Consider the following 14745-nt stretch of genomic DNA (forward strand, 5'->3'; position numbering starts at 1 on the left):
ACGCCCCGCGGAATTAACCTTAGCGATAGAAAAAGTCGGTTCTTCGGACGAGGTAACAGTGAATTTAAAAGCAACGTTGCGCCTATTAACCTGGCCTATGATCTGGATTGCCTCAATTCAGTGTTTTTTTGGTTTGCTCTCTGTTTTTGTCTTTAGGGACAAGACTTTTACCGATTTTATTTACCCCTCTTTATTGTGCCTTATTCTGGCGTTTTTTCTTTTTATCCGCACTAATCGCGGTGAGCAAAAGAAAATCTTTTTCCGCGAAGCCCTGGCATTCGCTTCTTTTACCTGGATTTTAATGGGCGTTCTGGGGGCATTACCTATTATGTCCGTTACCGGGGTCAGCTTCACCGACGCGGTATTTGAATCGGTCAGTGCTATGACCACCACCGGTGCAACCATTCTCACCGGCCTCGATGAAATGCCCAAAAGCTTTTTACTGTATCGACAGTTTCTGCAATGGATGGGTGGCCTCGGTATCGTTATTTTTGTGGTTGCCATTCTTCCTATGCTGAACGTGGGTGGCATGCGCCTGCTTAAAGCGGAAACTCCGGGCCCTATTAAAAACGAAAAGCTAGCGCCACGGGTTGCCAGCACCAGCCGTTACCTTTGGTTAGTTTATCTGTGCCTGACAGTAGGCTGTGCCAGCAGTTACTGGTTGGCAGGTATGTCTCCTTTCGACGCCATAGCTCATAGTCTGACGACCGTATCAACCGGCGGTTTTTCGCCCTACGACGCCAGTATGGGACACTTTCAGCAACCCATTATTTTGGTGGTGGCCGATGTGTTTATGATTCTGGGGGCTATCAGTTTTGCCCTGCACCATAAACTGTTTACAGCCAGAGCCATAAGTGGCTATTGGCAGGACGAAGAGACTCGCTGGTTCTTAATTGCGCTGGCGGTTTTCAGCGTTATTCTTACTGTTCTGGCATTTAACGCTCAAACTCATCATTCTTTCTGGGAGTCGCTGAATCAGGCAATTTTTCATGTCGTTTCCTTTATGACCAGTACCGGTTACGGTGCCGATGATCTTTCCGCGTGGCCTGCGGCCACCGCTGGCTTTTTAGTGGCAGCCAGTTACCTGGGCGGCTGTGCCGGCTCTACGGCCGGAGGCAATAAATTTATTCGTAATGTCATTACCTTACGCATTCTGAAACATCAAATGCTGCAGGCAATACATCCGCGTGCCATTATGAAAGTGGTGTATCAGGGAAAAGCAGTGACTAACGACGTCATCCAGGCGGTAATGAGCTTTATGCTAATGGTCGCTATTAGCTCAATGGTGCTTACTCTCGTGCTGATGCTGACTGGGCTGGACTTTTTCTCTGCATTTACCGCCGTTTCGGCGTGTTTGAACGTACTTGGCCCCGGCTTTGGCGAAGTTTCCAGTAACTTTATTCCGGTATCGGATACCGGAACCTGGGTACTGACATTAGCAATGATTTTAGGACGCCTTGAATACTTTACTTTGCTAACATTGTTACTTCCTCAATTCTGGCGGGACTAGCACATGAGATTAGAACATGAGTAAACAGCCCTGGTTAGGTTACTTGACCTCCGTCGTCATCACCGGCACGGCGGCCGGTCTTGCTTACCTGCTCGATCACTGGTTACTGCCAACCTCGGGTACGGTACTCATTCTTCAACTGGCGGTGTTGCTTATTGCGTTTTTAACCAATTTTCGCGCGGCACTACTTGCCGTTGTTCTGGCCCTGCTGTTGTTTAATTTTTTATTCACAGAGCCCCGCTATTCACTGCACATGACCGACATAGACGAAATGGTTACTGCGGTCGTATTTATTGCTGTGGCTGTTATTACCAGCCACTTAGCTACCTCGTTCAGAAACCAGAAAGAAAGCTTACGCCAGGCTCAGCTGCGCTCAAATATTTTACTGTCTGTCTCACACGACCTGAGAACCCCGCTTGCCAGCGTCATTGGTAATTTAAGCACCTTGCAGGCGTATCAGGAGCGCTTGCCAGAACAGGAGCGCGCTGAGCTTCTGCAGGGCGCTCTGGATGAGAGTGACCGCCTGCATCGTTATATCGAAAATCTGTTACAGGCCACCCGGCTTCAGCACGGCGAAATTCGTCTGACCCATGCAGTACAGGATATTCGCCCGGTTATCAGTAAAACTCTTTCGCGCTTTGCTTCACAAGAACGGTTACTGGTTAACGATTATTTACAACACGCTATGGTTGAGGTTCAGTCCTCGTTACTGGAACAGGCGTTATTTAATGTCATTGATAACGCCTTGCGCTTCTCCGGCGACACAGCTCCCGTCACTTTAACTCTGTCAGAGACCGACAAGTTCGTTATCATCGACATACAAGACCAGGGTCCGGGCATAGAAACCGGTAAGCGTTCGCTTGTATTTAATGTTTTTTATTCGTCGCGCGAGAAAGACTCTGGCACTGGCGGAACCGGTCTGGGGCTGTCCGTTGCTAAAGGAATAATCGACATTCATAACGGCCACATTGGTATTGAAGAAAGCTCTGATGGCTGCCTTGTCCGGATTCAACTACCACACGCCAACATCACAGAGGAAGTCTCATGAATGCACAAGCCCGCGCCGGCGGTCCTCGCATTTTAGTCATTGATGACGAACCACAGATACGACGCTTTATGCGCGCCTCGCTTACCGCCGAAGGTTACACCTACCTGGAAGCAGCGACAGCCGAGCAAGGAATAAAGCAGATTACCAGCCAGAACCCGCATTTGGTTATTCTTGATTTAGGCCTGCCTGACGCTGACGGCTATCAGGTAATGCGCCAATTACGCGAATGGAGCCAGGTGCCGGTACTGGTACTGACCGCACGTGACGACGAGCTACAGAAAGTGAAACTACTGGAAGGCGGTGCCAACGACTATCTGACCAAACCCTTTGGTATTCGTGAGCTTATGGCGCGTATTCATGTTTTATTACGCGACCTCTCCAATCAACACCCCACAGCCGAAGCTCAGCTTCGTTTTGGTGAGTTACTCATTGACCGCGAGCAACACAAAGTGTTTCTGCAAAACGAGATCGTTAACTTGTCCCGTAAAGAATACGCTTTACTGGATTTCTTAGTCAGCCACCCGCAAAAACTCGTGACCCAGCAACAGTTGCTGGAGAAAATTTGGGGTCGAACGCACCAGGAAGACACCCACTATTTGCGTATTTTTGTCAGCCAGGTGCGTAAGAAGCTCAAAGATGACCCAGCACAGCCAAAGTATATAGAAACAGAACCCGGTGTTGGTTACCGGTTTATCGCAGAGAAATCCTGACACAATAAGGAGGCGCTTAAGCTACCTTTTGTGGCTTAAATCGTGTTAAACTTGCGCGCAAATTTTGCCAGTCGGGATTATTCTGTGAGCGATAAAAAACCTTCTTTAAGTTATAAAGACGCGGGCGTCGACATTGACGCTGGTAATGCATTGGTTGAGCGTATTAAAGGCGTTACTAAGCGCACGCACCGGCCTGAAGTCATGGGTAACATTGGTGGGTTTGGTGCTCTGTGTGAAATTCCGGCGGGTTATAAGCAACCGGTTTTGGTATCAGGCACCGACGGTGTGGGGACCAAGCTGCGTTTAGCCATAGATCTGAAACGCCACCGCGGCGTCGGTATCGACTTGGTTGCTATGTGTGTCAACGACCTTATTGTGCAGGGTGCTGAGCCGCTATTTTTCCTCGACTATTATGCAACCGGCAAGCTAGACGTTGACGTAGCAGCCGATGTAGTTGCCGGTATCGGCGACGGCTGTGAACAGTCGGGTTGTGCGCTTATTGGTGGCGAAACGGCAGAAATGCCGGGCATGTACGAAGGCGGCGATTATGACTTAGCCGGTTTCTGTACCGGTGTGGTGGAAAAATCTGAAATTATAGACGGCACCAAGGTTGCCGACGGCGACGCGTTAATAGCGCTGGCCTCCAGCGGCCCTCATTCAAATGGTTACTCGCTTATTCGCAAAATTATTGAAGTGAGCGGTGCTGATCTAGAATCTCATTTACAAGGCAAAACACTGGCTGACCATTTATTAGAGCCTACCCGCATTTACGTTAAGTCGGTTCTTGAGCTAATTAAACACGTACCAGTACACGCGTTGTCACACATTACCGGCGGCGGCTTCTGGGAAAATATTCCACGAGTTTTACCGAAAGGCAGCAAAGCCGTTATTGACGGCAACAGCTGGGACTGGCCGGTTATTTTTGACTGGTTAAAAGAAAACGGCAATGTCAGCATGAAAGAAATGTACCGCACCTTTAACTGTGGTGTGGGTATGGTTATTGCGGTTCCCAACGAGCAAGCAGATAAAGCCATTCAAATTCTGACAGACGCCGGTGAAGACGCCTGGAAAATTGGCCGTATTGCCAACGCGGCTGAAGGTGAAGAGCAAGTCGACATTCTGGCCGACGAGACTCACTAATGAAGCGTATTGTTGTACTAATTTCAGGCACCGGTAGTAATATGCAGGCCATTCAACAGGCCTGCGAAGATGAAAAACTAGCCGGTGAAGTGGTTGCGGTTATTTCCAATAAAGCCTCGGCTAAAGGCTTAGAGAAAGCCGCGGCTAAAGGCATTGATACCGAGGTATTGAGTCATAAAGAGTTTGACTCTCGCGAGGCTTATGACGCCGAACTGAAGTCGCTGATTGACAGTTACCAGCCCGATTTAGTTGTTCTGGCCGGCTTTATGCGCATTCTGACAGGTGGTTTTACACGCCATTATGAAGGCCGCATGTTCAATATTCACCCTTCCCTTCTGCCTAAATATAAAGGTGTGAATACGCACCAGCGGGCTTTGGACGCAGGCGATACCGAACACGGCGTGAGTGTGCATTTTGTGACAGAAGAACTCGACGGTGGCCCGGTGGTATTGCAGGCCAAAGTACCTATTTTTGACGGCGACACAGTGGAAGAAGTTCAGGCTCGCGTGCACGAGCAGGAACACCGCATTTATCCGCTGGTGGTTAACTGGTTTTGCCAGGATAGACTTAAACTGGAAGGCGGCCGCGTTACACTAGACGGCGAAGTCCTGGGCGCTCAAGGCTACGCCGCCGAGTAATCTGCCATTAATGCCGGTTTACATAGACAAGCTTTTCAGTGACATGGTGGCCTGCTCGTCACCTTCTTTGAATTGCTGCATTTTAACCATGACGTAGTTTAGCTCCGGCGCGAACCAGAAAAAGGTCTGGCGCCGGTTATTATCCCTTATACGCCCTACTTTTATTGCTTCAACCTCACCATAAGGCAACGACAATTTTTCTGTTGTCAGCACCTCAAAACGATATTCGTCTTGGTGACCTTTTTCATCAACCACCCGGTACTTAAAGGTTTCAGCGCCACTAGCCAAATCTACACGCAATTGTTCGGTCACATTGGCTTCATCAAATAACGCGTCTTCCCAGTTCACATCCAGCATACGCCCGGTATCCACATTACGAACCTTTTTCTCATTCGCTTTGAATTCACCATGAAAGGACTTATCCGATCCGGTGCCGGTTCTCATGTAAATAAACTCACGAGGCTCCAGCCGGCTATTCTCTTCATCCACAATAAATACCGAACGAGCTTCACGGGTATCCGACAAAATAAACCAGGAAATGTCCGACTTTGTACGCAATTGCCATTCGTCCTCAGGCGACACTTCAAGGTAACGATAACCTTCACCATATTCGCTGTCCCCACGCGTTATCACATAGTCAGCCTGATACGGCTTCATTGACTGTTCGATGGGTTGCTCGATGGATTGTTCGGCGTTCTGCTGACTATCTGCAACAGCAGTACTCATTGCCAAACCACTTAATAATGCGCTGGATACCAGCCAACTGACAGTCCTTTTCACTTTCACTTCTCCCCTTCTGTTTACTACTGGACGTTTATATTGACAACAAAATTCAAACGCCCGTTCAATTTTTCCTTGAAAATATACTCCGGTTGATCTAACTTGCACAGTATCACTGGTCAGACCTCCAAATCGGAGTATTACATTATGAGTATTGCACTTTGGATTGTCGCTACTGTTATAGTCGCGGCTGCATTAATCTACAAACGAGCCAGCCTGGCTATGTTCAGCGCCGGTCTTGTCATTATGTTCGCTATTGGTAGCGCAATCGACATTGTCGGTCCGGTACTTTGGGCTATTCTGGCAATTGTTCTGGTTCCGCTTAATATAGCACCAATTCGTTTAAACCTGCTGACTAAGCCTATTCTTAGCGCATATCGCAAAGTAATGCCAGAAATGTCTGATACCGAGCGTGACGCACTGGAAGCCGGTACGGTCTGGTGGGACGGCGATTTATTCAGTGGTGACCCTGACTGGTCAAAACTTCATAAGGTACCAAAAGCCGAGTTAACGGCTGAAGAAAAAGCCTTTTTAGAAGGCCCATGTGAAGAAGTCTGCAAAATGCTGGACGACTGGGAAGTAACCCACGAACTAACAGACATGCCTGAGCACGTCTGGCAGTATCTGAAAGACGAAAAATTCTTCGCCATGATCATTAAGAAAGAATACGGTGGTCTGGAGTTTTCTGCCTACGCCCAGTCTCGTGTTCTGCAGAAACTTGCCGGTGTCAGTACCGTGCTGGCCTCAACCGTCGGTGTACCTAACTCATTAGGCCCGGGCGAATTATTGCAGCATTATGGTACGAAAGATCAGCAGGATCATTACCTGCCACGCTTAGCCAGCGGTGACGAAATTCCCTGCTTTGCTTTGACCAGCCCTGAAGCCGGTTCCGACGCAGGTGCCATTCCTGACTCAGGTGTGGTGTGTAAAGGTGAATGGAACGGCGAAGAAATTGTCGGTATCAAACTGAATTTCAATAAGCGCTACATTACCTTAGCGCCAGTAGCTACCGTATTAGGTCTGGCATTTAAAATGTACGACCCTGACAACCTTATTGGTGAAGAAGAAGAGCTGGGAATTACCTGTGCCCTTATTCCTCGCGATACCAAAGGTGTTGAAATTGGTCGCCGTCACTTTCCGCTGAACGTTCCGTTCCAAAACGGCCCTATCCGCGGTAACGACGTATTCGTTCCATTAGACTTCATTATTGGTGGTCAGAAAAATGCCGGTAAAGGCTGGCGTATGCTGGTTGAATGCCTGTCAGTTGGCCGTTCAATCACTCTGCCGTCAAACAGTGCTGGTGGCATTAAGCAAATGGCCCTGGCAACTGGTGCTTACTCACGTATCCGCCGCCAGTTCAAATTGCCTATAGGTAAAATGGAAGGTGTTGAAGAGCCAATGGCTCGCATAGCCGGTAACGCTTACCTGATGGACGCGGTGACGATGTTATCGACCAAAGGTATTGATTTAGGCGAGAAACCTGGTGTTATTGGTGCTATTGCGAAATACCACATGACTGAAAAGCTACGTGCTTGCATGGACGACGCTATGGACGTCCACGGTGGTAAAGGTATCTGTTTAGGTCCGAATAACTACCTTGGCCGTGGTTACCAGGGGGTTCCGGTTGCCATTACAGTAGAGGGTGCCAACATTCTTACCCGCACTATGATGATATACGGCCAGGGCGCTATTCGTTGCCACCCATTTGTTCTGAAAGAAATGGAAGCCTCGGCTGAAAAAGGCCCGGATGCATTGAAGAAATTTGATAAAGCCGTGTTTGGCCATATTGGCTTTGCCATCAGTAACTTTGTTCGTTCACTGTTCTATGGTTTTGGTGGTCACCGCCTGAGCTCTGTTCCGGCTAGCGACGAAACTCGTAAATACTACCAGCAGATGAACCGCTTTAGTGCCAACATGGCGTTATTGTCAGACATTGCGATGGGTAAACTGGGTGGTAGCCTTAAACGTAAAGAGCGCGTTTCTGCACGCTTAGGTGATATGCTCAGCTACCTATACATCGGTTCTTGTGTGTTGAAACGTTATCATGACCAGGGTCGCATTAAAGAAGACTTGCCGTTAGTTCACTGGGCTATGCAGGACACTCTGCATAAGTTACAGGAAGCACAGCTGGAAATGCTGGCGAACTTTGGCGGTGTTGGTAGCTTCATGCGCGCCGTTATGTATCCGTTAGGCCGTATCGCTAAACGTCCTACAGATAAAAACGACCATGAAATTGCCCGTATGCTTATGTCACCAAACGACGTTCGTACGCGTTTAGGCGAAGGCCAGTTCCTGAGCCCTGAAGGTCACTTTGGTTTCCTTGAAGAAACCCTGAAGAATGTGATTGCCGCAGAGCCACTGTACGACAAAGTTTGTAAAGCAGCCGGTAAACGCTTCAGCTTTACTCAATTAGACCAGCTAGCCGCTAAAGGTAAAGAGCTGGGCGTATTGAGTGACGACGAAGTGGCTCTGCTTGAGCGCACGGAAGTCGGTCGTCTGCGTACCATTAACGTCGATGACTTTGCACCGGAAGATTTATTAGCCGGTCAGGCAGCATTCGATTATGCCCTGAAAAATCTCAAGAAAGATGAAGCTGCATAACCGCTGAAGGTTAATCGAAAAACGGCGCCCCTGATTTCAGCGGCGCCGTTTTTTTATGCTAGAATCCTGCGCTGGTCTAAAACTTATACTAAAGGCGCGAGTTATGCAGTCTCCTAATAATGACTATAACGCGACCAGCAAACGAGGCTGGTTCACCCGTTTTCTTGATGGCGTTGAGTGGCTTGGTAATCTGTTACCCCACCCCATTACCCTATTCGCAGTCTTCTGCTTATTCATTATTTTCATTAGTGGCATAGCTGCTTATTTTGGCGTCAGTGCGGTAGACCCCAGAGACGGCGAAACCGTTATAAAAGCAGTCAGCTTGCTTAATGCTGAGGGAATACAGCGCATTGTTACTAATCTGGTCACCAACTTTACCGGCTTCACACCGTTAGGGACGGTATTGGTTGCTCTTTTAGGTGTCGGTGTTGCTGAACGCTCAGGCTTAATTTCAGCGGCTATGCGCGGGCTGGTCATGAAAGCTCCACCACGCCTGGTAACTGTGACCATTGTTTTTGCTGGTATCATTTCTAACACCGCAGCAGAACTAGGTTATGTTGTATTGGTACCACTTTCGGCCATGATTTTTTACGGGCTGGGTCGTCACCCGCTGGCGGGTCTGTCTGCAGCCTTTGCCGGGGTATCGGCTGGCTACAGTGCTAACTTATTAATTGGCACTGTTGATCCTTTACTGTCAGGCATCACCGAAGAAGCCGCTAAAATTATTGACCCTGCCTACACCGTTGGTGCAGAAGCTAACTGGTTCTTTATGATGGCTAGCACCTTTCTCATTGCCATTATGGGCGCGTTGATAACCGACAAAATTGTCGAGCCTAAACTGGGAAAATACAACAAAGACGAAGCCTCTATTGATTTGTCCGATCAATCGTCAATGGACCCTCTGACCAAACAGGAAAAACGCGGGTTAATTTACGCGGGGTTAAGCGTTCTGGTTCTGGCTGGTATTCTCGCGTTAACCGTTGTACCTGAGTGGGGAATATTGCGTCACCCGGAAACCGGTGAAGTTAAAGGCTCGCCGTTTCTAAAAGGCGTTGTTGTTTATATTTTCTTCTTCTTCGCTATTCCCGGTTACGTTTATGGCCGAACTGTCGAGACCATGCGCACGGACCGTGATGTTATTGATGCGATGTCGCACAGCATGAGCACTATGGGGATGTATATTGTGCTGGTGTTTTTTGCGGCGCAATTCGTTAACTTCTTTAAATGGACGAATTTCGGGACTATTTTTGCCATTAATGGTGCGGAGTTCCTGACCAATATTGGTATGACCGGTCCTATCATTTTCCTGTTCTTCATTATGGTCTGCGGTTTCGTAAACCTAATGCTGGGCTCAGCTTCTGCTCAGTGGGCTATTACCGCCCCTATTTTTGTCCCTATGCTGATGCTGATTGGCTACTCGCCGGAAGTTATTCAGGCGGCGTACCGCATTGGTGACTCAGTCACTAACGTTATTACCCCAATGATGAGTTACTTTGGCTTAATATTGGCCGTTGCGGCTCGTTATAAGAAGGATTTAGGTATTGGCACTCTGGTTGCCATGATGCTGCCTTATTCTATGTTCTTCTTTGTAGGCTGGTCGCTGCTTTTCTTCCTTTGGGTCTTTGTTTTTGGATTCCCTGTAGGACCAGCCGCACCGACCTATTATAACTAAAAAGCTTATTCTGGCCGGCGCATTACGCGGTATGCAATTACCGCGAGTAAGCCGGCCACACCTATGACCCAGGCCATGGCATAATCAGTATATGAACCGGCCTGACTCACGCCAGCAGAAACCAAACCAGCAATTAAAAACTGTAAGCTACCGGTTACGGCAGACGCCGAACCTGCGCGTTCTTTCTGTTCAGCCAAAGCCCCCGCCATAGCGTTCGGGAATACCATGCCTAAAGTCGATATATAGGCAAATAGCGACAGTAATATTCCCCAGAATCCGGCATTAAAATACGCCATAACGCACATAACAATGGACACCACGGCCAATACCGGTAAGGAAACATTAAGGATCTTGCGTGAGGAGTGGTACTTCAGTAACCAGCCATTAAGCTGTGAAAAACCAATAATGCCAATAGCGTTTAATCCAAACAGCCAACTGTAGTGCATAGGCTCAAGGCCAAAAACCTCAATAAACATTTTTGGCGAGCCTGTGATATAGGCAAATAATCCTGACTGAGCAATAGCGCCCGTTAACGAATAACGCAGAAATGAAGGGTCTCGCAGAACCGCCCAATAAGTGCTGCCGGTATTTCGCATACGCACGTCGTAGCGACGCCCGCGGGTTTCTGGCAACACAAAGTGAATAGTCACAGCGGAGGCCACACCTAAACCGGCAACAATTAAGAACAGAGCACGCCATCCCATCCATTCGGTGACATAGGCACCAAACAGAGGCGCCAGAATAGGGGCAACGCCCATGACCAGTATCAGAAATGAAAACACGCGAGCTGAAGCCTGCGGGGTATACAAATCACGCACCACAGCGCGGGCAATAACAATACCGGCACAAGCCCCTATAGCCTGCAGGAAACGTAAAGCAATCAGCCACTGAATATCCGGCGCAAAAGCACAGCCAATGGATGTCACTACGTATATAGCCAAACCGATATACAAGGGATTCTTACGCCCGAATTTATCAGTCGCCGTGCCATAAAGCAGTTGCCCAATAAAAAGGCCGAAGAAAAAAGCCGTCAGCGACAGTTCAACGTGGTGTGTATCGGTCGCATAGTCCGATGCAATAGCGCTGAAAGCCGGAAGGTACATATCAATGGAAAGAGGCGCAAAGGCCGTCAACAGCGCCAGAATAACAACGATGAAATCGAATCTGGCGTTATCGGAGACAGGGGCCGGCTCGAATGAACGAGCCATTATTTATCTCCCACAGGAACGTACGATTGTGTGGCAAATTCTTGCGGACGCTTCAGAACCTTCTGCTCTCTGGCATAATCCGACAGTGACCGAGCGTAATCTATTCCCGTATTACGGGCTCTCCCACGCTCACTGACACGGTAAAAGGTGTTATAGCCGTCCTGACCACCTGCAATAAAGCTGTTTGTCACCATCACGTAGGTAGCTCTGGCGGTCATTGGTTGCCAACTGTTGCTGCCTTTATCCCACACTTGCAGGTTAGACACACGACTGCCTTTTTCTTTGGTTAAGTCAACCGAATAACGAATACCTGCACCATAGGGGTAAGCTCGGGTTGAGCCACCGTCAGAAATGGAATAGGCCAGCGCCTCTTCTATTGCCTGTTTGAACTCAGAGCCGCTCAGTTCCAGCTTAACCAGAGTATTTGCGAAAGGCAGTACAGTGAAAGCGTCACCTACGGTGAAGTCTCCCTGGCTAATACCAGAGCGGACACCACCACCATTTTGAATAGCGAAGTCAGCTTCCGGCACTGAGCTCAGGAATGCTTCAGCAACCAGGCGGTGAGCGCCAGAACTTATTATGTCAGCACAACCATCGCGTCTCGGCAGATCAATTTCCTGACTGCAAATTTGCTGTGGCACTTGCGCCAGCACTTCGGCAGAAAACTCTTCAACTTTGCCTTGATACTCCTGCAACATGCTTTCCAGCTCAGCGTCAGGTTCAACAAAGCTGAAGACTTCACTTTCTTCCAGCGCGGTTTTAATTGGCTCGTAAGTGGTCACAATACCGTCGCTAACCTGAATGTCGTCACTCAGAAGATAATGCGGACGTCCGCCGCACTCCGCAATTTTGTCACCTTTAAATACGGCTTTCATCTCGCCAACTACCAATGAATATTGATAAGCATGACCAATACAAACTTTGTCGCCGTCAGCATTGGTCAGTTCGGTTGGATAAGGCCCGTCAGACTGCATACCAAAATCACTGAAGTCGCCTAACAGCGTATGCGAATCACCCCCAATAACAATATCCACACCCGGCAACTGCTGCACCAGCTCTTTGTCCCGCTCATACTGAATGTGCGTTAGCAGAACTATTTTTTCGATACCCTGCTGTTGAACTTCCGCGATATACTTGCGCGCCGTTTCCAGTTCGTCTAAAAACTCAGTGGACTCATCGGGCTGCGATGACTTCTTCGTTTTACTGGCAATATCCAGACCAATAATGGCTATTTCTTCACCGCCACGCTCGACTATTGTGTACGGCTGAAACATTTGCCACTCGCGGTCAGGTGTCAGTGGAGACTGCCCGACTTTTGGCTTAATGTTCGCTCCGAGCTTCACGGTGGGACAGCTTTCAGTCCCCAGTTCCTGCAGGAACTCGGCCAGTCCGGCATCGCCGGTATCAAACTCATGGTTACCAATAGTGAAAGCATCGAAACAGATGTTGTTCATCATACGGGCGTCGGGTTCACTACCAAACAAGGTGAAATACAAGCTGCCTGTCAGGGCATCACCAGCATGCAACGTCAGTACATTTTCGTTAGCCGCGCGTAGCTCTTTGATTTGCGCGCCAACACGAGGGAAGCCACCGGCATCAACTTGCCATTCCTGTTCTCCCCACACTAAGGTTTGCCGCTTAGCGTCCAAATTAGAATGATGGTCGCCAATGTGCAATAACGTTAATCGAAACTCTTTGCTTTCAGGCTCCTGCGGAGCTGATGCGCAACTGATGAGTAATGCAGAAACAGTGACAGCAGCCACACCCTGAACTATGCGTTTTAGATTAAACTCGCCTGTTTTCACCAGCGGCTCCTTTTAGTCTTTTATCAAACCAATTTCACGTAAGCGCTGCATTAGATAGTCATCTGCTGTAATAGGGTCATCTCGCTGCGGATTCTCATTCGAAATACAGCTTTCCAGCGGTGTGATCATCACATCTGGATTAAAATGTAAAAAGAAGGGTATTGAATAACGCGACTTTTCATTAAATGGTGCCGGCGGATTAACCACCCGGTGTGTTGTCGATGGCAGCACATGATTCGTTAAGCGCTGCAACATGTCACCCACATTGCAAATAATGGCACCTTCAATAATCGTTACCGGCACCCAGGTGCCGTCTTTGGCCAACACTTCTAAGCCCGGTTCTCGCGACCCCACCAGGAGCGTCAGAACGTTGATGTCTTCATGCGCACCAGCACGAACAGATGGCGTATCTTCATCAACAATAGGTGGATAGTGTAAAGGCCGCAGAATTGAATTGCCGTTATTCACTTTGTTTCGGAAAAAGTCTTTCGGTTGACCCAGATAAACAGAAAGAGCTTCCAGCACCTGGTTCCCTAAGTTATCCAAAGCCGCGTAAATAGCCAGCATATCGTCTTTAAATTTAGGCAGCTCTTGTGGCCAGACGTTTGGCAATAGTTGCGGGTACGGCGGCTCGCCTTCAATTTCACGACCCACATGCCAGAACTCTTTTAAGTCGACATGTTTGGCGTCTTTAGCCACTTCAGTACCAAAGGGCGTATAACCTCTGGCACCGCCCTGACCCGGACGGTGATATTGCTTTTTTACATCTTCAGGTAACGCAAACAATTCACGACAGGTATCCAGTGCCCGTTCAATAAGCGCGGTATCAACGCCGTGCTGGGTTAAGGCAATAAAGCCGTATTTTTCGTAACCATTACCAACATCTTGGGTAAAAGCATTAAAGTCATTCTGATAACGGCGCATATCAACGTGCGGGATAGACTGCATGGTGAATTCCAACTTCCTGAAAGAGCTTTATGAATAGCCGTATAGTGTATGAATTTTCGGGTTAAATCACAAGTTAGCCAAAAGCCGCTTAACCGGGTTAAAGCCTTTACGATGTATAGGGCAAGGCCCGTATTTTTCTAATAATTCCAGGTGCTTTTTTGTGCCATAAGCTTTGTGCTTATCAAATTCATACTGTGGGTATAGTTCGTGCCACTTGAGCATTTGTCGGTCCCGCTCCACCTTCGCTAAAATTGAGGCGGCAGCAATGCACTGTTCGCTGGCATCGCCGCCTACAATGGCCTTGGCAGGTACATTCAACTCCGGAACCCTATTACCGTCTACCAGCACCATATCGGGCTTTAGCGGAAGCGCTTCCACGGCTCGCTGCATAGCTTTCATCGACGCCCATAGAATATTAATGGCTTCTATTTCGTCAGGATCAGACTGAGCAATAGACCAATAGAGTGCCTTTTCTTTTATTTCCAGACTCAGCTTTTCACGCTTCTTTTCGCTCAGTTTTTTTGAGTCGTTAAGCCCTTCAATTGGGTTATCCGGGTCTAAAATGACGGCCGCTGCCACAACCGGCCCGGCAATAGGTCCGCGACCCGCTTCATCTGTACCACAAATCATCGACACTTTTTCACCCTGTTTGCTTTGTTCCACCATAGAATAATGGTTATGATAC

General features: G+C 48.5%; 12 protein-coding genes. 7 read left to right on the forward strand and 5 right to left on the reverse strand.

Features of this window, described 5'->3' with window-relative positions; genetic code table 11:
- Nucleotides 1-58 precede the first annotated feature (58 nt).
- The 5 genes from U0358_RS08490 to purN all read left to right on the forward strand — a co-directional run bounded on the left by U0358_RS08490 (nucleotide 59) and on the right by purN (nucleotide 5046).
- Nucleotides 59-1510, forward strand: coding sequence for a TrkH family potassium uptake protein (locus U0358_RS08490; RefSeq protein ID WP_317498648.1), 1452 nt, complete (start codon nucleotides 59-61; stop codon nucleotides 1508-1510).
- 16 nt (nucleotides 1511-1526) lie between these two features.
- Nucleotides 1527-2558, forward strand: a complete 1032-nt coding sequence (locus tag U0358_RS08495) for a sensor histidine kinase (protein WP_317498647.1) — start codon at nucleotides 1527-1529, stop codon at nucleotides 2556-2558.
- Nucleotides 2555-3268 (forward strand): response regulator, encoded by a 714-nt coding sequence (locus U0358_RS08500; RefSeq protein WP_317498646.1) that lies wholly within the window; start codon nucleotides 2555-2557, stop codon nucleotides 3266-3268. The genes U0358_RS08495 and U0358_RS08500 overlap by 4 nt, the downstream gene beginning before the upstream one ends.
- An 84-nt stretch (nucleotides 3269-3352) precedes the next feature.
- Nucleotides 3353-4408, forward strand: a complete 1056-nt coding sequence (gene purM, locus U0358_RS08505) for a phosphoribosylformylglycinamidine cyclo-ligase (RefSeq protein ID WP_110013902.1) — start codon at nucleotides 3353-3355, stop codon at nucleotides 4406-4408.
- A complete protein-coding gene (gene purN, locus U0358_RS08510) occupies nucleotides 4408-5046 on the forward strand; it encodes a phosphoribosylglycinamide formyltransferase (protein ID WP_317498644.1) in 639 nt (212 codons plus the stop codon). The genes purM and purN overlap by 1 nt, the downstream gene beginning before the upstream one ends.
- Before the next feature lie 18 nt (nucleotides 5047-5064).
- On the opposite strand, the gene U0358_RS08515 is transcribed toward purN, so the two are convergent.
- A complete protein-coding gene (locus U0358_RS08515) occupies nucleotides 5065-5826 on the reverse strand; it encodes a DUF3108 domain-containing protein (RefSeq protein ID WP_322406016.1) in 762 nt (253 codons plus the stop codon).
- Between the two features lie 147 nt (nucleotides 5827-5973).
- On the opposite strand from U0358_RS08515, the gene fadE reads away from it, so the two are divergent.
- Both fadE and U0358_RS08525 read left to right on the forward strand, forming a co-directional pair.
- The gene (gene fadE, locus U0358_RS08520; protein WP_317498642.1) at nucleotides 5974-8427 is read left to right on the forward strand and encodes an acyl-CoA dehydrogenase FadE; all 2454 of its coding nucleotides are present in this window, start codon (nucleotides 5974-5976) and stop codon (nucleotides 8425-8427) included.
- A 103-nt stretch (nucleotides 8428-8530) separates the two neighbouring features.
- Nucleotides 8531-10099 (forward strand): AbgT family transporter, encoded by a 1569-nt coding sequence (locus U0358_RS08525; RefSeq protein ID WP_317498641.1) that lies wholly within the window; start codon nucleotides 8531-8533, stop codon nucleotides 10097-10099.
- Between the two features lie 5 nt (nucleotides 10100-10104).
- Here the strand turns inward: U0358_RS08525 and U0358_RS08530 are convergent, their stop codons facing one another.
- The 4 genes from U0358_RS08530 to rnhB form a co-directional block, all read right to left on the reverse strand.
- Nucleotides 10105-11307: a multidrug effflux MFS transporter gene (locus tag U0358_RS08530; protein WP_322406017.1), complete on the reverse strand. Its 1203-nt coding sequence runs from the start codon at nucleotides 11305-11307 to the stop codon at nucleotides 10105-10107.
- Nucleotides 11307-13112 carry a bifunctional metallophosphatase/5'-nucleotidase gene (locus U0358_RS08535; protein ID WP_322406018.1) on the reverse strand — a complete coding sequence of 602 codons (1806 nt, stop codon included), beginning with the start codon at nucleotides 13110-13112 and terminating at the stop codon, nucleotides 11307-11309. Before U0358_RS08535 ends, U0358_RS08530 begins: the two co-directional genes overlap by 1 nt.
- Nucleotides 13113-13124: 12 nt before the next feature.
- Complete coding sequence (locus U0358_RS08540) at nucleotides 13125-14060, reverse strand: isopenicillin N synthase family dioxygenase (protein WP_317498638.1); 936 nt, start codon at nucleotides 14058-14060, stop codon at nucleotides 13125-13127.
- A gap of 66 nt (nucleotides 14061-14126) precedes the next feature.
- Nucleotides 14127-14726, reverse strand: coding sequence for a ribonuclease HII (gene rnhB, locus U0358_RS08545; protein WP_317498686.1), 600 nt, complete (start codon nucleotides 14724-14726; stop codon nucleotides 14127-14129).
- Nucleotides 14727-14745: the final 19 nt, after the last annotated feature.

The sequence above is a fragment of the Idiomarina sp. PL1-037 genome (genome assembly GCF_034422975.1).
Taxonomy (GTDB): domain Bacteria; phylum Pseudomonadota; class Gammaproteobacteria; order Enterobacterales; family Alteromonadaceae; genus Idiomarina.